This window comes from Streptomyces sp. NPDC002463, from assembly GCF_042889835.1.
GTDB classification, from domain to species: Bacteria; Actinomycetota; Actinomycetes; order Streptomycetales; family Streptomycetaceae; genus Streptomyces; species Streptomyces nymphaeiformis.
Genome location: NZ_JBIARL010000001.1, coordinates 592,208 through 609,986, shown reverse-complemented (window position 1 = coordinate 609,986; position 17,779 = coordinate 592,208). Strand labels below are relative to the sequence as shown.

Annotated in this window: 18 protein-coding genes and 1 riboswitch; of the genes, 12 read left to right on the top strand and 6 right to left on the bottom strand. The window is 72.8% G+C overall.

The annotated features are described in order from the left end of the window. Positions 1-89 precede the first annotated feature (89 nt). Positions 90-821: an RDD family protein gene (locus ACFYX3_RS02805; protein ID WP_389007396.1), complete on the bottom strand. Its 732-nt coding sequence runs from the start codon at positions 819-821 to the stop codon at positions 90-92. A gap of 248 nt (positions 822-1,069) precedes the next feature. On the opposite strand from ACFYX3_RS02805, the gene ACFYX3_RS02800 reads away from it, so the two are divergent. The 6 genes from ACFYX3_RS02800 to ACFYX3_RS02775 all read left to right on the top strand — a co-directional run bounded on the left by ACFYX3_RS02800 (position 1,070) and on the right by ACFYX3_RS02775 (position 7,171). After that, positions 1,070-1,930 carry a bifunctional methylenetetrahydrofolate dehydrogenase/methenyltetrahydrofolate cyclohydrolase gene (locus ACFYX3_RS02800; protein WP_382655163.1) on the top strand — a complete coding sequence of 287 codons (861 nt, stop codon included), beginning with the start codon at positions 1,070-1,072 and terminating at the stop codon, positions 1,928-1,930. A 1-nt stretch (position 1,931) separates the two neighbouring features. Then, complete coding sequence (locus tag ACFYX3_RS02795; protein ID WP_389007394.1) at positions 1,932-2,429, top strand: DUF3017 domain-containing protein; 498 nt, start codon at positions 1,932-1,934, stop codon at positions 2,427-2,429. Between the two features lie 360 nt (positions 2,430-2,789). After that, positions 2,790-3,779, top strand: a complete 990-nt coding sequence (locus ACFYX3_RS02790; RefSeq protein WP_389007392.1) for a malate dehydrogenase — start codon at positions 2,790-2,792, stop codon at positions 3,777-3,779. A gap of 183 nt (positions 3,780-3,962) precedes the next feature. Then, positions 3,963-5,699 carry a hypothetical protein gene (locus ACFYX3_RS02785; protein WP_389007390.1) on the top strand — a complete coding sequence of 579 codons (1,737 nt, stop codon included), beginning with the start codon at positions 3,963-3,965 and terminating at the stop codon, positions 5,697-5,699. Next, positions 5,692-6,060 (top strand): hypothetical protein, encoded by a 369-nt coding sequence (locus ACFYX3_RS02780; protein ID WP_389007388.1) that lies wholly within the window; start codon positions 5,692-5,694, stop codon positions 6,058-6,060. The genes ACFYX3_RS02785 and ACFYX3_RS02780 overlap by 8 nt, the downstream gene beginning before the upstream one ends. 1 nt (position 6,061) lies before the next feature. Then, positions 6,062-7,171, top strand: a complete 1,110-nt coding sequence (locus tag ACFYX3_RS02775; protein ID WP_389007386.1) for a hypothetical protein — start codon at positions 6,062-6,064, stop codon at positions 7,169-7,171. Here the strand turns inward: ACFYX3_RS02775 and ACFYX3_RS02770 are convergent. Both ACFYX3_RS02770 and ACFYX3_RS02765 read right to left on the bottom strand, forming a co-directional pair. Further along, complete coding sequence (locus ACFYX3_RS02770; RefSeq protein WP_389007384.1) at positions 7,165-7,893, bottom strand: isocitrate lyase/phosphoenolpyruvate mutase family protein; 729 nt, start codon at positions 7,891-7,893, stop codon at positions 7,165-7,167. The genes ACFYX3_RS02775 and ACFYX3_RS02770 overlap by 7 nt on opposite strands. After that, positions 7,890-8,390 (bottom strand): carboxymuconolactone decarboxylase family protein, encoded by a 501-nt coding sequence (locus tag ACFYX3_RS02765; protein WP_389007382.1) that lies wholly within the window; start codon positions 8,388-8,390, stop codon positions 7,890-7,892. Before ACFYX3_RS02765 ends, ACFYX3_RS02770 begins: the two co-directional genes overlap by 4 nt. A 47-nt stretch (positions 8,391-8,437) precedes the next feature. Here ACFYX3_RS02765 and ACFYX3_RS02760 point away from each other — a divergent pair, with 47 nt between their 5' ends. Continuing rightward, positions 8,438-9,877 (top strand): PLP-dependent aminotransferase family protein, encoded by a 1,440-nt coding sequence (locus ACFYX3_RS02760; RefSeq protein WP_389007380.1) that lies wholly within the window; start codon positions 8,438-8,440, stop codon positions 9,875-9,877. Here ACFYX3_RS02760 and ACFYX3_RS02755 read toward each other — a convergent pair. Continuing rightward, positions 9,864-10,703 carry a hypothetical protein gene (locus ACFYX3_RS02755; RefSeq protein ID WP_389008082.1) on the bottom strand — a complete coding sequence of 280 codons (840 nt, stop codon included), beginning with the start codon at positions 10,701-10,703 and terminating at the stop codon, positions 9,864-9,866. The genes ACFYX3_RS02760 and ACFYX3_RS02755 overlap by 14 nt on opposite strands. Positions 10,704-10,852: 149 nt before the next feature. Between ACFYX3_RS02755 and ACFYX3_RS02750 the strand changes: the two genes are divergently transcribed. Both ACFYX3_RS02750 and ACFYX3_RS02745 read left to right on the top strand, forming a co-directional pair. Beyond that, a complete protein-coding gene (locus ACFYX3_RS02750; protein ID WP_389007378.1) occupies positions 10,853-11,152 on the top strand; it encodes a hypothetical protein in 300 nt (99 codons plus the stop codon). An 18-nt stretch (positions 11,153-11,170) separates the two neighbouring features. Next, complete coding sequence (locus ACFYX3_RS02745) at positions 11,171-12,355, top strand: glutathionylspermidine synthase family protein (RefSeq protein ID WP_389007376.1); 1,185 nt, start codon at positions 11,171-11,173, stop codon at positions 12,353-12,355. A 3-nt stretch (positions 12,356-12,358) separates the two neighbouring features. On the opposite strand, the gene ACFYX3_RS02740 is transcribed toward ACFYX3_RS02745, so the two are convergent. Then, positions 12,359-13,054 (bottom strand): polysaccharide deacetylase family protein, encoded by a 696-nt coding sequence (locus tag ACFYX3_RS02740; RefSeq protein WP_389007374.1) that lies wholly within the window; start codon positions 13,052-13,054, stop codon positions 12,359-12,361. A 170-nt stretch (positions 13,055-13,224) separates the two neighbouring features. Continuing rightward, positions 13,225-14,430 (bottom strand): ornithine--oxo-acid transaminase, encoded by a 1,206-nt coding sequence (rocD, locus tag ACFYX3_RS02735; RefSeq protein WP_116159251.1) that lies wholly within the window; start codon positions 14,428-14,430, stop codon positions 13,225-13,227. Positions 14,431-14,545: 115 nt separating this feature from the next. Then, positions 14,546-14,636: riboswitch (ZMP/ZTP riboswitch) on the top strand. Positions 14,637-14,699: 63 nt separating this feature from the next. On the opposite strand from rocD, the gene glyA reads away from it, so the two are divergent. The 3 genes from glyA to ACFYX3_RS02720 all read left to right on the top strand — a co-directional run bounded on the left by glyA (position 14,700) and on the right by ACFYX3_RS02720 (position 17,779). Then, positions 14,700-15,968: a serine hydroxymethyltransferase gene (glyA, locus tag ACFYX3_RS02730; protein WP_389007371.1), complete on the top strand. Its 1,269-nt coding sequence runs from the start codon at positions 14,700-14,702 to the stop codon at positions 15,966-15,968. Between the two features lie 115 nt (positions 15,969-16,083). Next, positions 16,084-17,097: a tryptophan--tRNA ligase gene (gene trpS, locus ACFYX3_RS02725; RefSeq protein ID WP_389007369.1), complete on the top strand. Its 1,014-nt coding sequence runs from the start codon at positions 16,084-16,086 to the stop codon at positions 17,095-17,097. Positions 17,098-17,188: 91 nt separating this feature from the next. Beyond that, a complete protein-coding gene (locus ACFYX3_RS02720; RefSeq protein WP_376589481.1) occupies positions 17,189-17,779 on the top strand; it encodes a 2'-5' RNA ligase family protein in 591 nt (196 codons plus the stop codon).

Below are 17,779 nucleotides of genomic sequence, written 5' to 3'. Positions count from 1 at the left end.
GAAACGGACCCGAGGCCGCGGACAACGGCCGAGGGCCGCCCGGCGCTGTGCCGGACGGCCCTCGGAGCAGCGGGGGACCCGCTGCGGGACTACTTCTTGATGACGAGCGTGCCGGCGGCACGGTCGTGCCAGCCCTGCGTCTTGCCGGTGCTGTCGAAGAACGGCGACAGGTAGACCACGAGCTGGCCGATGCCGCAGACGATCGCGCCGAGCATCGGGATGATCCAGCGGATGAAGCCGCCGCCGAGGCCCGGCTTGCCGCCCGTGTTCTCCTTGACGACGCGGAGGCCGAGCGCCATCTTGCCGAGCGTGGCGCCGACGAAGGCGATCATCAGCCACTCGTAGAGCAGGGTGGCGATGAACAGCAGGAAGAGCGCGGCGAAGAAGGCGGCGAAGATGCTGCCGGCGGCCTCGCCGGCCTGCTGCGCCGCGTTGTTGATGCAGGTGTTGTAGGCATCGGACATCGGGTCCATGCCGCTGCAGTCGTCGATGCTCTCGGTCGCGCCCACCACGCCGGCCAGGCCGATGGCCGTCAGGACCCAGTAGACGATTCCGATGGCGACGCTGTCGATCAGGCGCGCGCCGAACCGCAGACCCATCGAGGCGACCTGCACCGTGCCGAGGCCGTGCACGCTGATGTAGCCGTTGTTCGCCTGCAGGGTGCCCGGGGCCTGCGGGTACGCGCCCGGCTGCTGCTGCGGGTAGCCGTAGCCCTGCTGGGGAACGCCCTGCGGGGCCTGCTGCGGGTAGCCGTAGCCGGGCTGCTGCTGGTTCGGGTCCTGCGGCTGGCCGTAGGGGTTGTTCGGATCGCCGAAGCTCATCGAGGGGTTCCTCCGTGAATTTCCTTGTGCGGGGACGACGCGGCCCGGGCGGAGGACTTTCACGGCATGTGAGCGGATACCCCCCGGCACTTTCCGCGATACTGCGCGGTCATCGTGGTGGCAACGGCGAGATTTTGTCCAGTCGATACGTACCGAAGTTGTGCAAGTGCAACCTGTCGCTCCGTATCGCCGGCCGCTCCGCCCGGGCGAATTGGAACAACGCGGGGGTCATCCGGGAGGATGTCTCCATGAGCGCCCAGATTCTCGATGGCAAGGCCACCGCAGCCGCGATCAAGTCCGATCTCACCGTCCGTGTGGCGGCCCTCAAGGAGAAGGGCATCACGCCCGGACTCGGCACGATCCTGGTCGGCGACGACCCGGCCAGCCAGAAGTACGTGGCCGGAAAGCACCGGGACTGCGCGCAGGTCGGCCTCGCCTCGATCCAGCGCACCCTGCCGGGCACCGCCACCCAGGAGGAGATCGAGGCGGTCGTACGGGAGCTCAACGAGGACCCGGCCTGCACCGGCTACATCGTCCAGCTGCCGCTGCCCAAGGGCATCGACGAGAACCGCATCCTGGAGCTCATGGACCCGGCCAAGGACGCGGACGGTCTGCACCCGACCAACCTCGGCCGCCTCGTCCTCAACGAGCCCGCGCCGCTGCCCTGCACGCCGAACGGCATCGTCACCCTGCTCCGCGCCCACGGCGTGGAGATCAACGGCGCCGAGGTCGTCGTCGTCGGCCGCGGTGTCACCATCGGACGCCCGATGCCGCTCATCCTGACCCGCCGCTCCGAGAACGCGACCGTGACCCAGTGCCACACCGGCACCCGGGACCTCTCGTCGCACCTGCGCAACGCCGACATCATCGTCGCGGCCGCCGGCGTGCCGCACCTGATCAAGCCCGAGGACGTGAAGCCGGGCGCGGCCGTCCTCGACGTCGGCGTCTCCCGCAACGGCGAGGGCAAGATCGTCGGCGACGTGGACCCGGGCGTCGCCGAGGTGGCCGCCTGGATCTCCCCGAACCCCGGCGGCGTGGGCCCGATGACCCGTGCGCAGCTCCTCGTCAACGTCGTCGAGGCCGCCGAGCGCGCGGCCGCGGCGCTCTGAGGTGACCTCCGGGACCCCGGGGACACCCGGTAACCCGGACGGCGCGGAAGCCGTGAACGGCGCGGGCGGCGCGGATGCCGCCGGCGTCGCCGCGGAGGACGGCGTGAAGGGTCCGCGGCAGCGGCTCACCACCGACACCGCGCGCCCCGAGGGCGGCGGCCGGGCGGCCCCCGGCGACGCCCCGGCGCCCGCGCGCCAGTGGCCGCTGCTCGCCGTCCTCGTGCTCGCCGGGCTCGGCCTGCTCGTGGTGGGGACGGACCCGTTCCCGCAGGCCTTCCGGGTCGGCGCGATCCTGGTCGGGACGGCGCTCCTCACGGGCGCGGCGATGCGGCGGGTGCTGCCGTCCGTCGGCATGCTGGCCGTCCGCTCCCGCTTCACGGACATGATCACGTACGGGGTGATGGGCGGCCTGATCGTGCTGTTCGCGCTCATGGTGCAGCCGCACCCGTGGCTGCGGATCCCGTTCCTGGAGGACGTCCTCCACCTCACGGTCACCTAGCCGCACGGGTCGTGCGGCACGGCGCCCGCCCTCTCCCCCGTGGGAGGGCGGGCGCCGTCGTGTTCAAGGGTCATGTGCACGCCGAGCCGGGTACAAGCTCCGTCGGCGCGCTGTGGCACGGAAGTGACCATTCCGCTATCTCGGCCCCGCATTCACCGCCGGTGACCGTCCCCGGACGGGTGGCAGTGAGCCGGACCACAAGGGGATGGGGATTCGCGGGGGTCCGGGTCGGATAGCCTGACCGCTGGATATCTCTTCACGTCGAGACACCGATCGATCACGTGATCGATCGTCGATCAGGGGAGCTGTCCAGCACCAGGGGCAGGGACCCCCACCGCCAGCTGTCTTACGGAGATCGCCATGACCCGCACTCCCGTGAATGTCACCGTGACCGGCGCGGCCGGCCAGATCGGCTACGCGCTGCTCTTCCGCATCGCCTCCGGCCACCTGCTCGGCGCGGACGTGCCGGTCAAGCTTCGCCTCCTCGAGATCCCGCAGGGCGTCAAGGCCGCCGAGGGCACCGCCATGGAGCTCGACGACTGCGCCTTCCCGCTGCTCAAGGGCATCGACATCTTCGACAACCCGAACCAGGGCTTCGAGGGTGCCAACATCGGTCTGCTCGTGGGCGCCCGCCCGCGTGGCCCGGGCATGGAGCGCGGCGACCTGCTCGCCGCCAACGGCGGCATCTTCAAGCCGCAGGGCGAGGCCATCGCCGCCCACGCCGCGGACGACATCAAGGTCCTCGTCGTCGGCAACCCGGCCAACACCAACGCCCTGATCGCCCAGTCGGCCGCCAAGGGCGTCCCGGCCGAGCGCTTCACCGCCATGACCCGCCTGGACCACAACCGCGCCCTGACGCAGCTGGCCCAGAAGACCGGCTCCTCGGTCACGGACATCAAGCGCCTCACCATCTGGGGCAACCACTCCGCGACCCAGTACCCGGACGTCTTCCACGCGGAGATCGCCGGCAAGAACGCGGCCGAGGTCGTGGACGACCAGGCGTGGCTGGCCGACACCTTCATCCCGACCGTCGCCAAGCGCGGCGCCGCGATCATCGACGCCCGTGGCGCGTCCTCCGCGGCCTCCGCCGCCAACGCCGCCATCGACCACGTCCACACGTGGGTCAACGGCACCGCCGAGGGCGACTGGACCTCCATGGGCGTTCCGTCCGACGGCTCCTACGGCGTCCCGGAGGGCCTGATCTCCTCCTTCCCGGTCACCTGCAAGGACGGCAAGTACGAGATCGTCCAGGGCCTGGACATCAACGAGTTCTCCCGCACCCGCATCGACGCCTCCGTCCAGGAGCTCGTCGAGGAGCGCGACGCGGTGCGCGAGCTCGGCCTCATCTGAGTCCGACCCGAAGCTGACCGCAGCTTCACACTCTCGGCGCCCCCGGGCCGTACGACCGACCGTACGGCCCGGGGGCGTCGTTCTTCCGGGCCGACGCGGAGTGTCCGCCTCCCCTATGCTGTCCCACCGGTTCCTGGCCAACTCGGCGGGAAACATGGACAGTTCCACTCAATCGGGGGAGTTTTGGCGCAGTCGTTCGTACCTCACCAGCCCAGCGGACCGCCGTCCGCCGCCGTGGACCCGCGCCGTTTACCCGCCGCCAGCGAGGCGACCCGGCTGCTCTGCGCCGGCACGTACCTCGACGACCGGTTCCGTGACGCGGTCATCGACGAGCTGTACGTCCACGAGGAGCGCTTCGCCGCCCCCTCCCTCGGCCACGACGCGAGCCGCGTCCTCGCCCACGCGCTGCGCGCCCGCCGCGTCGAACTCGCCTGGGCCGCCGGCATCCTCGCCCTCTGGATCGTCGCGATCCCCCTCACCAAGGGCCTGATCGCGCTCGTCCTCACCCCCTACCTGATCCTTTCCCTCGCCCGCTGGGTGCGCGGCCCCGCCGTCGCCCCCGTGTACCGGGTCGTCGCCGCGTTCCTGCTGCGCTGGTACGGACGGCTGATGTTCGCCCAGTCCGCGCTGTTCCTCCTCGCCCTCGCGTTCGCCGACGACGAGTCGGGCTGGGAGCCCGTCGGCGCGCTCTCCGACACGGGCGAATTCCTCGCCCTCGCGATCAGCTTCGTCGCCGAGGAGCTGTGGCAGGTCGGCCCGCTCGAGGTGTGGATCACCATCGCCGTGCCGCTCCTCGTGGCCTGGGCGGTCGCCGTCCAGCGCGGCCAGTTCGCCCGCGCGCTCACCCAGGAGCTGTCCCGCGAGCGCTTCGCCGACCAGCGCTCCGACCCGGCCGAACAGGCCGAGGGCGCCCGCTTCCGCCGGCTGCGCGACCGGATCCGGGTCGAACAGCACGCCCGGCTGATCATGTACGGCTCCCACGACCCGTTCTGCGGCGCCGGCTCCGCGTACGAGCCCTGGTCGCTCTCCGTCGAGCTGCGTCCCCGCAAGAACCTCGACGACAAGATGCCCGAACCGCTCGACAACAGCGCCGTCCTGCGGCACGTCGTCCCCCTCCTGGAGGCGCTGCGCGTGCCCTCCGCGCACGGCTCGCCGCAGCTCCAGGCCGCCGTACGGGACCGGCTGCGCGAGCTGGAGATCGACGAGGTGGTCTTCCTGCCCGTCGACGGACTGCCGGCCCGCACGGACGCCCCGTACACCCCCGAGGGCTTCGAGGCGCACCGCTCGCGCTCCATCGAGGAGGGCGGCGAGACCCGTCGGCACTTCCTCCGCATCCGGGTCGGCGGCTGGGGCGAGGAGATCGTCACCACCGTCTTCGTCCGCGTCCACACCCAGGGCGGCATGCTCATGCTGGAGGTCGCCCCGCACGTCCTGCGGCCGGTGAAGCCGCTCTACCGGTACGCGGACCGGATCGCCCATCGCTACCGGCACAACCACTACTTCGGCAAGGCCGTCTGGGCGCTCGGCCGGACCCCGCGCTCGGCCGGCGACGCCCTCGTCACGATCGGCCGCTCCGTCGTCCAGCTGTGGCGCGTGCTCACCGGCGGCCACGCGGGCGCGCTGCCCGAGGGGCCGTGGGCCTCGGTCCGCGAGCTCGGCTCCGACGACGAGGCCTCCCTCTTCCAGGAGATGGACGTCAGCCGCTACCTGAAGAGCGTGCAGGACCGGGTCGCGAACGGCGTGACGCTCGCGCTGCGCGAAGCCGGTTACGAGACGGCCGAGTTCGAGCAGAAGATCGTGCACGTGGCGGAGGGCGGCACGTTCATCGAGAACACCAAGGGGAACGTGACCGTCGGCCACCACAACACCGTGACCAGCAAGACCTTCACCACTTCCACGACCGGAGGCGACCGTGGCTGACAACACGGGGAACGGCATTCACGTCACCAACACCAGTGGCAACGTCGTCATCGGCGACAACAACACCGTCACCAGCACGGTGAACGGCTCCGAGCCCGCCCGCGACGCCCGGCAGGAGGAGCTCCTCCAGGCCATCCGCCGGCTCCGCGCGGACCTGGGGGGCGTCGTCCCCTCGGAGCAGACGGCCGCGCTCGACGCCGAACTCTCCGACGCGGAGGACGAGATCGAGGGCACCGGCAGCGCGGGCACCGGCCGCCTCGCCGCCCTGCGCCGCGCCCTCACGGACGCGGGCGCGGTGACGGGCATCCTCGCCTCGGGCGTGGCCGTCGGCCAGGCCGTCGGCGCCCTGCTCGGAGGATGAGATGACCGGCAAGGCCCGCTGGAACGACGAGACGCAGAGCTGGGAGGCGGTGGAGCCGGGGACCGCGGGGACCGCTCCTGCGCCCGCGTGGAGCGCCGGGGCCCCGGCGCCTGTGGTGCCGCAGGGCGGCACGACGGCCGGACCCGTGGTCCCGGAGGCCGGCGCGGCTCCGGGACCAGTGGTGCCGGAGAGCGGCGAGGCTGCCGGACCTGTGGTCCCGCAGGGCGGCGAGGCCTCTGAACCCGTGCTCCCGTGGCCCGGCCGGAGTGCTGGACCCGTGGTCCCGGACGGCGGTGTGACCGCCGGGCCCGCGTTCGCCCGGCCCGGGTCGGCTGCCGGGGCCGTGGCGTCTCCGCCTCCTCCTCCGGGCTACGCCCCGGAGTTCGTCCACGACTCCGGTGGCCGGCAGTACCCCGGGCCGCCCGTCCCGGCGGCCCGGCCCCGGCCGTGGGGTGTTCTCGTGGCCGGGGTGGCGGGGGCCGTCGTCGTGGGGGGTGCCGTGGCGGGCTGGATGGTGTGGGGCGGTGGCGGGAAGAGCCCGGCGGCCGGGCCTCCGGCCTCCGTCTCGGCCACCGCCACCGCCACCGCCACGGGCAGCGAGTCCCCGGACCAGGCCCCCTCGGAGACCCCCTCTCCCTCCGACACGCCCCTCGACGACGTCCCCCCGCCCGGCTACCGCGCCCAGCAGGACCTCAAGGGCTTCACCATCGCCGTTCCCGAGGGCTGGAACCGGACCGAGAACGAGCAGGGCGTGTTCTACAACGCGCCCGACGGGCGGAGCCTGATCCAGGTCTTCGTCATCGAGGGCGCGGGCATGACGCCGTACGACGCGCTGCGCGGGGCCTCCGAGGACGGGCGGACCAACAAGCCCGGGTACTCCGAGATCAGCCTCGGGCGGGTCTCCGGCGAGGCCGGCGCGCCGGCCGACTCCGCCGAGCTCGTGTACGCGTACGACCGCGAGGGCGGCCGCCGCAAGGTCGTCGACCGCGCCTTCACGGCCCCGGACGGCAACCAGTACGCGATCCTGGCCGCCGGCCCGGAGGCCGACTGGCCCGAGCAGCGCGAACGGCTCCGCGTGGCCCTGGAGTTCTTCCGTCCCGGGGACTACTGAGCCCGCACCTCGGCCGCCAGGTCCGCGAGCCCGCGCAGGGACCGGAGCAGCAGGCCGGGGCCGAAGGTGACGCGGGTCGCCCCCAGGCGGCCGAGCTCGCCGAAGGACGGGCCGTCCGGGAGGGACAGGGCGTTCATCGGCAGGTCGCCGAGGGCCGCCCGCAGGCCCGGCAGGTCGGCGGCCGGGGCCATGATCGGGTACACGCAGTCCGCGCCCGCCTCCGCGTACAGGCGGGCGCGGGCGACCGCGTCCCCGGCCGGATCGGCGACGCCCTCGCGGAGGTACGTGTCGACGCGCGCGTTCACGAAGAGCCCGGGCCCGGCCGCCGCCCGTACCTGCGCCAGCCACTCCGCGTGCGCCCCGGGGTCCTTGAGCCCGCCCGCGCCGTCGCCGTCCTCCAGGTTCACGCCGACCGCGCCGGTCTCCCGCACCCGCTCGACGAGTTCGGCGGCGGACAGCCCGTAGCCGCCCTCCAGGTCCGCCGTGACGGGGACGGACACCGCCCGGACGATGCGCGCCACCGCGGCGAACATCTCCTCGGCGGGCGTCGCCCCGTCCTCGTACCCGAGAGAGGCGGCGATCCCCGCGCTCGGGGTGGCGAGGGCCGGGAAGCCGGCCTCCTCGAAGGTGCGGGCGCTCGCCGCGTCCCACGGTCCCGGCAGCACGAGCGGCCGGTCCGCGGGCCGGTCCCGGTGCAGGGCCCGCAGCACCTCGGCGCTCACGACGCGGCCTTCGGGGTGTAGTGGCCGGGCGTCATGCGGGTGGTGACGCCGATCCGGTTCCAGGCGTTGATCGTGACGATCGCGGCGATGACCCGCGCGAGTTCGGTCTCGTCGAAGTGCTCGGCGGCCCGCGCGTACACCTCGTCGGGCACGAAGCCGTCGGTGAGGACGGTGACGGCCTCGGTCAGCGCGAACGCGGCGAGCTCGCGCTCGGTGTAGAAGTGCCGGGACTCCTCCCAGGCGGCCAGCTGCACGATCCGCTCGATGCTCTCGCCCTCGGCCAGCGCGTCCTTGCTGTGCATGTCGATGCAGAACGCGCAGCGGTTGACCTGCGAGGCCCGGAGCTTGATCAGGTGGTACAGCGTCGGGTCGAGGTCCTTCGCGGCCGCCGCCTCCAACCGGAGCATCGCCCGGTAGAACTCGGGGACGTGCTCGGCGAGGGGGAGGCGGGGGGCGTGCTCGTGGGCGTACACGGCGGTGCTCGTGGTGGTCGTCATGCCGTCCACCGTACGAGCCGGGTGGCGCAGGGGTATGGTCCATTTCCATGGCGAACGACTGGTCCACTTTCGGGGCCGACCTCCATCTGGAACTCCGCGGCACCCGGCTTCGCGCCGGCCTGATGGACGCCCTGCGAGAGGCGGTCCGCAGCGGGCGCCTGGAGGCCGGCACCCGGCTGCCGTCCTCCCGCTCGCTCGCCGCCGACCTCGGAATGGCCCGCAACACCGTCGCCGACGCCTACGCCGAACTGGTCGCCGAGGGCTGGCTCACCGCACGGCAGGGCTCCGGGACCCGCGTCGCCCGCCGCGCCGCGCCCCGGACGCCGGCGCCGTCGTTCCCTTCGCCCCCGTCGGCGGCCACCGGCCGGGCCCGGCCCGGCGCGCCCGTGCACAACCTGCAGTCCGGCACCCCCGACCTCGCCTCCTTCCCGCGCGCCGAGTGGCTCAAGGCGTACCGCCGGGCCCTCACCGACGCCCCGCACGAGGCCTTCGGGTACGGCGATCCGCGCGGCCGCCCCGAACTGCGCACCGCCCTCGCCGAGTACCTCGCCCGCGCCCGGGGCGTGCACGCCAGGCCCGAGCGGATCGTGATCTGCGCGGGCTTCGTGCACGGCCTGACGCTGATCGGCGAGGTGCTGCGGGCCCGGGGCGTGCGGGACGTGGCCGTCGAGTCGTACGGACTCTGGCTGCACGACGACCTCCTGCGCCGGGCCGGACTCGGCACCCCCGTCCTCTCCTTCGACGAGCGCGGCACGCGGACCGACGAGCTGTCCGGGCTCGACGGATGCGGGGCCGTCCTCATGACGGCCGCCCACCAGTACCCGCTGGGCGGCGCCCTGCCCCCGGACCGGCGGGCGGCCGTCGTCGACTGGGCGCGGGCCTCCGGCGGCTTCGTCCTGGAGGACGACTACGACGGGGAGTTCCGCTACGACCGGCAGCCGGTCGGCGCGCTCCAGGGCCTCGACCCCGAGCGCGTCGTCTACTTCGGAACCGCGAGCAAGTCCCTGGCGCCCGGACTCCGCCTCGCCTGGATGGTCCTGCCGCAGGGCCTGGCCGAGGAGGTCGCGGCGGCGAAGGGGGCCGCGGACTGGTCGTCGAGCGCGCCGGACCAGCTGGCGTTCGCCGAGTTCCTGCGCTCGGGGGCGTACGACCGGCATGTACGGGCGATGCGGCTGCGCTACCGGCGACGCCGCGACCAACTGGTGGCGGCCGTCGCCGCGCACTCGCCGGAGACCCGGGTCAGCGGCATCGCGGCCGGCCTCCACGCCGTCCTGGCCCTGCCGCCCGGCACCGAGCAGGCCACCCTCCGGGCCGCCGCCTGGCGCGGCCTGGCCGTCCAGGGCGTCAACCGGTTCCGCCGCCCCACGGTGCCGCCCACCCTCGACGGCCTCGTCGTCGGCTACGCCACACCCCCGGACAGCGGCTGGCAGGGTGCGCTCCAGGCCCTGTGCGGGGTGCTGCCGCAAGGGGACCTCACGACGGGCTGACCGGCTCCCGGGCCGGCTCCGGCGCGGGAGCCTCGCCGAAGCGGGCCAGGGTCAGGGAGCCCGCCACCGCCACGGCGAAACCGAGGATCGCCAGCCAGTTGAGCCCCTCCCGCGTACGGTCCCCGAGCCACGCCACCCCGACGATCGCGGGTCCGATCGTCTCGCCGAGCACCGCGCCCGCCGTCGCCGTCGTCACCGAGCCGCGCTGGAGCGCCGAGGTCAGCAGCATGAACGCGGCCCCGCCGCCGACGAGGAGCGCGTACCAGACGGGGTCGGTGAAGTCGATGCCGTCGATCAGCCGGACGGCGATCTCGACCACCCCGAAGCCGAACCCCGCCCCGAGGCCGAGGACGAGGGCACGGGACCGCTCCGGCAGCCGGCCCGCCACGACGCCGAGCAGCAGTACCCCGAAGGAGATCCCGAGCAGCGCCCAGCGCAGCGCCTCCGAGCCGTCCCGGTGGCCCTCCTTGCCGGAGGCGAGCGCCAGCATCGCGAGCCCCGCGCAGACCACGGCCACGGCCCACCACTCCACCCGGCGCAGCCGCACGTTCAGGACACGGGAGGCGATGACCGCCGTGACCGCCAGGCTCGCGGCGAGGGCCGCGCCCACCACGTAGATGGGCAGCGTCCGCAGCGCCACGATCTGCAGCACGAAGCCCAGGCCGTCCGCCCCGAGGCCGGCGAGATAGCGCCACTGCCGCAGGGCCCGCCACATCAGCGCGACGTCGACGCCGCCGCCCGTCCCCGGCTCGGCGGCGCGGGCCGCCATCGCCTGGAGCACCGAGGCCGCGCCGAAGCAGACGGACGAGGCGAGCGCGCAAATCATCCCGAGTAGCACGAAAGGACTCTAGATCCTGAGGCCGAAAATCACCGGCCTACACTGTGCGGTCGCGAAGGGCGTGACGCGGCGAGGACGTGACGCGGCGGAAGCGTGGCGCGGTGAAGACGTGGCGCGGTGAAGGGGAGGCGGCGGACATGCGCAGGCTGAGGTCGAGCACGGTGGTGCTCGGCGGGATGGGTGTGCTCGCGGCGACGATCACCGCGTGCGGTTCGGAGCCGGACCGGCGGTGCGTGGACCCGCTGACCCGCGAGGAGCTGCCCAGCTACCGCTGCGAGAGCGGCGGAGGCGGCAGCGACGACGACAACGGCAGCACCACCCGCGGCGCGTACTACTACGGAGGCTCCGTCCGCGACAAGCGCGTGAGCGGCGGCAGCTTCGACAAGACCGCCGTCGACACCGGCGGCTTCGGCTGCTCGGGCACCGGCGGCGGCTGAGGCGGGCAGGCACGCACCATGGAACGGCACACCATCGATCCCCGGCCCGGCTGGCAGCAGACCGTCGAGGAGCAGGGTCTCGTCTATCCGCTGACCCGCCACCCGGACGGTTCGCTGCGCCCGTACTGGGACGAGAGCGCGTACTACTCCTTCTCGCTGCCCGAGGTCGAGGCGCTGGAGGAGGTCGTCGAGGAGCTGCACGCGCTGTGTCTGGCGGCGGCCGCGCACATCGTCGAGCACGACCGCTTCGCCGAGCTCGGGATCACCGACCCGAGGCTGGCGGGCCTCGTCGCCGAGTCCTGGCGGCGGCGGGCCGAACTCCCCTCCCTGTACGGCCGTTTCGACCTGCGCTACGACGGCACGGGCCCGGCGAAGATGCTGGAGTACAACGCCGACACCCCGACCTCCCTCGTGGAGGCCGCGAGCCCGCAGTGGTTCTGGATGGAGGAACGGTTCCCCGGCGCCGACCAGTGGAACTCCCTCCACGAGCGGCTCGTCGACGCCTGGAGGCGCCAGGCCCCGCTGCTGCCGCCCGGCCCCGTCCACTTCGCCCACTCGGACGGCGACGAGCTCGGCGAGGACCTGATGACGGTCGCGTACCTGCGCGAGACCGCCCAGCAGGCCGGGCTCGACACCGAGATGCTCTCCGTCGAGCGGATCGGCTGGGACCGGCTCTCGCGCCGCTTCGTGGACGACCGGCTCCGCTTCCTCCGCAGCTGCTTCAAGCTCTACCCGTGGGAGTGGCTGACCACCGACCGCTTCGGCCGGCACGTCCTGGACACCCTCGACAACGGCGGCGGCACCGGCACGACCTGCTGGATCGAACCGGCCTGGAAGATGCTGCTCTCCAACAAGGCGCTGCTCGCGATCCTGTGGGAGCTGAACCCGGACCACCCCAACCTGCTGCCCGCCTACCTCGACGGGCCGCGCGAACTCGCCTCCACCGCGGGCTGGGTCGCCAAGCCGCTGCTCGGCCGCGAGGGCGCGGGCGTCACCCTGCACGAGGCCGGTACGGAGCCGTTCGTACGGGACGGGGAGGCCTGCTGCTACCAGGAGCTGGCCCCGCTGCCCGACTTCGACGGCAACCGGGTGGTGCTCGGCGCGTGGGTCGTCGAGGACGAGGCGGCGGGGCTCGGGATCCGGGAGTCGGCGGGGCTCGTCACCGACGAGTACGCCCGCTTCCTCCCGCACGTGATCCTGTAGCGGCTACTCGGGGACGTAGTCCCGCAGCGGCGCGGGCGTGAGACCGGCGGCCTCGGCCGCGTCCAGGGCCCGCCGGAGGTCCTGCGTCACCGTCTCGTTGAAGTGCAGCAGGATGATGTCGCCGGCCTTCAGCGACGGGGTCGGCGGGGTCCACTGGCCCCAGGTCGTCAGGTCGTACGTCCAGGTCACCAGGGCCTTCGCCCCGCAGGCGCGGGCGGTGGTCCGGGTGGTCGCGTCGTACGTGCCGTACGGCGGGCGCAGCAGCCGCGGCCCGTCGCCGAACTCCGCGAGGTGCCGGTCACGGGCCCCGCAGACCTCCGCCTTCTGCCCGGCGGCGTCGAGGGTGGTCAGGTCCGGGTGGCCGACGGTGTGGTTCTCGACGCGGGAGCGGCCCTGGTCGAGCAGGGTGTGGAAGTAGCCGGAGTCGTACGAGTACGCCCCCGGGAGCAGGAACAGCGAGGCGGGCACCCGGCGGTCGAGCAGCAGTTTCGCGGCCGCCGGGTCGTGGTACCAGCCGTCGTCGATGGTGATGAAGACGACCGGGTCGGTGGTCTCGACGTGCGAGACCACCGGGACGGGCTCGGGCCAGGCCGCCTCCGGGGCGGCGTGCGTGGGTCCGGCGACCGCGCCGAGGAGCGCGAGCGGGACGAGGGCGGCGAGCGCGGCACGCACGGCGTGACGCAGACGGAGTCTCGGCATGGCGGCATCATTGGCCTAGACCAAGTGCCCTGTCAATGCGCCGAGTTGACCTCGCGCCACCCTCCGGAAGCGGACCCGGGCGGTCCGAACCGGAGCGCCCGCAGCCCTCTGGAAGCGGTCCGGGTCGGTCCGGACCGGACCGCTCCCCGCCCTCCCTCAAACGGACCCCGTCAGTCCGAGAGCACCCCCCTCAGCTGCTCCAGACCCCAGTCCAGGTCCTCCTTCGAGATGACCAGCGGCGGAGCGATCCGGATCGTCGAACCGTGCGTGTCCTTCACCAGGACCCCACGCGCCATCAGCTTCTCCGAGATCTCCCGGCCCGTGCCCTTCGACGGCACGATGTCCACCCCGGCCCACAGACCGCGCCCGCGCACCGCCTCCACCGCACCGCCGCCCACGAGCAGCCCCAGCTCCGCGTGCAGGTGCTCGCCCAGCTCCGCCGCGCGCTCCTGGAACTCGCCCGTCCGCAGCATCGCGATCACCTCCAGGGCCACCGCGCACGCCAGCGGGTTCCCGCCGAACGTCGACCCGTGCTCACCCGGCCGGAACACCCCGAGGACGTCACGGTCGGCCACCACCGCCGACACCGGCACCACACCGCCGCCCAGCGCCTTCCCCAGGATGTACACGTCCGGCACGACCCCCTCGTGCTCGCACGCGAACGTCCGCCCCGTCCGGCCCAGACCCGACTGGATCTCGTCCGCCATGAACAGCACGTTCCGCCGGCGGGTCAGCTCCCGCACCCCCGCCAGATAGCCGGCCGGCGGGACCAGGACCCCCGCCTCGCCCTGGATCGGTTCGAGCAGCACCGCCACCGTGTTCTCGGTGACCGCCGCCTCCATCGCCGTCAGGTCCCCGTACGGCACGATCTCGAACCCCGGCGTGTACGGCCCGAAGTGGTCCCGCGCCTCGTGGTCCGTCGAGAAACTCACGATCGTCGTCGTCCGGCCGTGGAAGTTGTTCGCCGCGACCACGATCTTCGCGTGCCCGTCCGGCACGCCCTTCACCTCGTACCCCCACTTCCGGGCGGTCTTCACGGCCGTCTCGACCGCCTCCGCCCCCGTGTTCATCGGCAGCACCGCCTCCTTGCCGCACAGCTCCGCCAGCTGCGCGCAGAAGTCGGCGAAGCGGTCGTGGTGGAAGGCGCGCGAGGTCAGCGTCACCCGCTCCAGCTGCGCCTTCGCCGCGTCGATCAGACGCCGGTTGCCGTGCCCGAAGTTGAGCGCCGAGTACCCGGCGAGCATGTCGAGGTAGCGACGGCCCTCGACATCGGTCATCCAGGCGCCGTCCGCCGAGGCGACGACGACCGGGAGGGGGTGGTAGTTGTGAGCGCTGTGCGCGTCCGCGGAAGCGATCGCGTCTTCTGTCCTCGACACGGGATCTCCGTTCGTCCTGCGGATCGGGGGTGACCCAGGGGCTGTGGCCCCTTTCTTATCGTCGCTCGGATGCCGGACGGGGAAACCTCGGCGACGGCGCGCCCGCTACTGTGGAAACACGCACGGCGACTGGCGTACGGGGAAGCGACCCCGGGGGAGCCGAGCGCGCTCCACCACACGAGGTGCCGCTCGCCTGGGCATCACGGGATCCCGGTCCCGTGCGCACCTCGCCACGGGACCGTTCCGCCGAACGCCCGGAGGACCGCATCATGACCGTCCAGCAGCAGCACCCCGCGCTCGCCGCAGCCGACCCCGAGCTCGCCGCCCTCGTCGGCGCCGAGGAACGGCTCCAGGCCGAGACCCTGCGCCTCATCCCCAGCGAGAACTACGTCTCCGCCGCCGTGCTCGAAGCCTCCGGCACCGTCCTCCAGAACAAGTACAGCGAGGGCTACCCCGGCCGCCGCTACTACGAGGGCCAGCAGAACATCGACCAGGTCGAGACCCTCGCGATCGAGCGCGCCAAGGCCCTCTTCGGCGTCGACCACGCCAACGTCCAGCCCTACTCGGGCTCCCCGGCCAACCTCGCCGTCTACCTCGCCTTCGCGAAGCCCGGCGACACCGTCATGGGCATGGCCCTGCCCATGGGCGGCCACCTCACCCACGGCTGGGGCGTCTCCGCCACCGGCAGCTGGTTCCGGGGCGTGCAGTACGGCGTGCGCCAGGACGACGGGCTCATCGACTTCGACCAGGTCCGCGACCTCGCCCTCAAGGAACGCCCGAAGGTCATCTTCTGCGGCGGCACCGCGCTGCCCCGCACCATCGACTTCGCCGCCTTCGGCGAGATCGCCCGCGAGTCCGGCGCCGTCCTCGTCGCCGACATCGCCCACATCGCCGGCCTGATCGCGGGCGGCGCCCACCCCTCCCCGGTCGGGCACGTCGACGTCATCTCCACCACCACCCACAAGACCCTCCGCGGCCCGCGCGGCGCCATGCTCATGTCCCGCGAGGAGCACGCCAAGGCCCTCGACAAGGCCGTCTTCCCCGGCCTCCAGGGCGGCCCGCACAACCAGACCACCGCCGCCATCGCCGTCGCCCTCCGCGAGGCCTCCCAGCCCTCCTTCCGCGACTACGCCCACGCCGTCGTCGCCAACGCCAAGGCCCTCGCCGAGGCGCTCCTCGCCCGCGGCTTCGACCTCGTCTCCGGCGGCACCGACAACCACCTGATCCTGATCGACCTCACCTCCCGGCAGGTCCCGGGCAAGATCGCCGCGAAGGCCCTCGACCGGGCCGGGATCGTCGTCAACTACAACACCGTCCCGTACGACCCGCGGAAGCCCTTCGACCCCTCCGGCATCCGCATCGGCACCCCCTCCCTCACCTCCCGCGGCCTCACCCCGGACCACATGGCCGAGGTCGCCGAGTGGATCGACCGCGCCGTCACCGCCGCCGGCACCGGCGACGAGGACACCCTCGCCACCGTCCGCGCCGAGGTCGCCGCCCTCATGGCCGCGTACCCGGCCCCGGGCCTCCCGGTCTGAGAAGAGAGCCGTGCCCCCGCGCTCCTGGTCCCCAGGAGCGCGGGGGCACGCTGTGTTCCCGGTCTCACCCACCGCCAGGCGGGGATCGGTTCCCACACCTGAGAGAATGATGTGCATGGCCTCTGACAGTCCCCGTGTGCTCTCCGGAATCCAGCCCACCGCAGGCTCGTTCCACCTCGGCAACTACCTCGGCGCCGTCCGCCAGTGGGTCGCCCTGCAGGAGACCCACGACGCCTTCTACATGGTCGTCGACCTGCACGCGATCACGGTCCCGCAGGACCCCGCCGAGCTGCGCGCCAACACCCGGCTCGCCGCCGCCCAGCTGCTCGCCGCCGGTCTCGACCCCGAGCGCTGCACCCTCTTCATCCAGAGTCACGTCCCCGAGCACGCCCAGCTCGCCTGGGTCATGAACTGCCTCACCGGCTTCGGCGAGGCCTCCCGCATGACCCAGTTCAAGGACAAGTCCGCCAAGCAGGGCGCCGGCAACGCGAGCGTCGGCCTCTTCACGTACCCGATCCTCCAGGTCGCGGACATCCTGCTCTACCAGGCCGACCAGGTTCCGGTCGGCGAGGACCAGCGCCAGCACATCGAGCTGACCCGCGACCTCGCGGAGCGCTTCAACGGCCGCTTCGGCGAGACGTTCACGATCCCGGCCCCGTACATCCTCAAGGAGACGGGGAAGATCTACGACCTCCAGGACCCGACGATCAAGATGAGCAAGTCGGCGTCGACGCCGAAGGGCCTCATCAACCTCCTGGACGACCCGAAGGTCACCGCGAAGAAGGTCAAGAGCGCGGTCACCGACACCGAGACGGTGATCCGCTTCGACCCGGAGAACAAGGCCGGCGTCTCCAACCTGCTCGGCATCATGTCCACGCTCACCGCCACGTCCGTCGAGGACCTGGAGAAGAGCTACGAGGGCAAGATGTACGGCGCGCTGAAGACGGATCTCGCCGAGGTCATGGTGGACTTCGTCACGCCGTTCCGGGCCCGCACCCAGGAATACCTGGACGACCCGGAGACGCTGGACTCGGTCCTGGCCAAGGGAGCGGAGAAGGCCCGCGCGGTCGCCGCGGAGACGCTGGCGCAGACGTACGAGCGCATCGGCTTCCTGCCCGCCAAGCACTGAGACCGAGGACCCTGGCCGAAAGGGTGGTGCAGGCCGCACACTGGCGCTGCACCACCCGTACACATTTCGACGGACGACGGAGGAGAACGACGTGGGGACCGTAACGCTCGGCGTTTCGATCGCGGTCCCGGAGCCCTACGGCAGCCTGCTCCAGGAGCGGCGCGCCGGCTTCGGGGACCCGGCCGCGTACGGCATCCCCACGCACGTCACCCTGGTCCCGCCGACCGAGGTCCCCGAGGAGCGCCTGCCGGAGATCGAGGCGCACCTCGCGGGCGTCGCCGCCGACCACCAGCCGTTCCCCGTGCGCCTGGAAGGCACCGGGACCTTCCGTCCGCTCTCCCCGGTCGTCTTCGTGACGCTGGCGGAGGGCGTGCCCTGCTGCAACCGGCTCCAGGAGCGGATCCGGGACGAGGCCGGCCCCCTCGCGCGCGAGCTCCAGTTCCCGTACCACCCGCACGTCACCGTGGCGCACGGCATCTCCGAGGAGGGGATGGACCGCGCGTTCGAGGAGCTCGCCGGCTACGGGGCGGCCTGGACCTGCCGCTCCTTCGCGCTGTACGAGCAGGGCTCGGACGGCGTGTGGCGGAAGCTGTACGACTACGAGTTCGGCAGCGGCCGCCCGATCTCGGCGGTCCCGGCGCAGGGCGGCAGCCCGGTGGACACGCCCGCGCCGACGGCCTAG

Excerpts from the sequence above, each read along its gene's own strand:
- ACFYX3_RS02805 (WP_389007396.1), bottom strand. The coding sequence starts at position 821 with ATGAGCTTCGGCGATCCGAACAACCCCTACGGCCAGCCGCAGGACCCG.
- ACFYX3_RS02800 (WP_382655163.1), top strand. The coding sequence starts at position 1,070 with ATGAGCGCCCAGATTCTCGATGGCAAGGCCACCGCAGCCGCGATCAAG.
- ACFYX3_RS02790 (WP_389007392.1), top strand. The coding sequence starts at position 2,790 with ATGACCCGCACTCCCGTGAATGTCACCGTGACCGGCGCGGCCGGCCAG.
- ACFYX3_RS02775 (WP_389007386.1), top strand. The coding sequence starts at position 6,062 with ATGACCGGCAAGGCCCGCTGGAACGACGAGACGCAGAGCTGGGAGGCG.
- ACFYX3_RS02765 (WP_389007382.1), bottom strand. The coding sequence starts at position 8,390 with ATGACGACCACCACGAGCACCGCCGTGTACGCCCACGAGCACGCCCCC.
- ACFYX3_RS02760 (WP_389007380.1), top strand. The coding sequence starts at position 8,438 with ATGGCGAACGACTGGTCCACTTTCGGGGCCGACCTCCATCTGGAACTC.
- ACFYX3_RS02755 (WP_389008082.1), bottom strand. The coding sequence starts at position 10,703 with ATGATTTGCGCGCTCGCCTCGTCCGTCTGCTTCGGCGCGGCCTCGGTG.
- ACFYX3_RS02750 (WP_389007378.1), top strand. The coding sequence starts at position 10,853 with ATGCGCAGGCTGAGGTCGAGCACGGTGGTGCTCGGCGGGATGGGTGTG.
- ACFYX3_RS02745 (WP_389007376.1), top strand. The coding sequence starts at position 11,171 with ATGGAACGGCACACCATCGATCCCCGGCCCGGCTGGCAGCAGACCGTC.
- ACFYX3_RS02740 (WP_389007374.1), bottom strand. The coding sequence starts at position 13,054 with ATGCCGAGACTCCGTCTGCGTCACGCCGTGCGTGCCGCGCTCGCCGCC.
- glyA (WP_389007371.1), top strand. The coding sequence starts at position 14,700 with ATGACCGTCCAGCAGCAGCACCCCGCGCTCGCCGCAGCCGACCCCGAG.
- trpS (WP_389007369.1), top strand. The coding sequence starts at position 16,084 with ATGGCCTCTGACAGTCCCCGTGTGCTCTCCGGAATCCAGCCCACCGCA.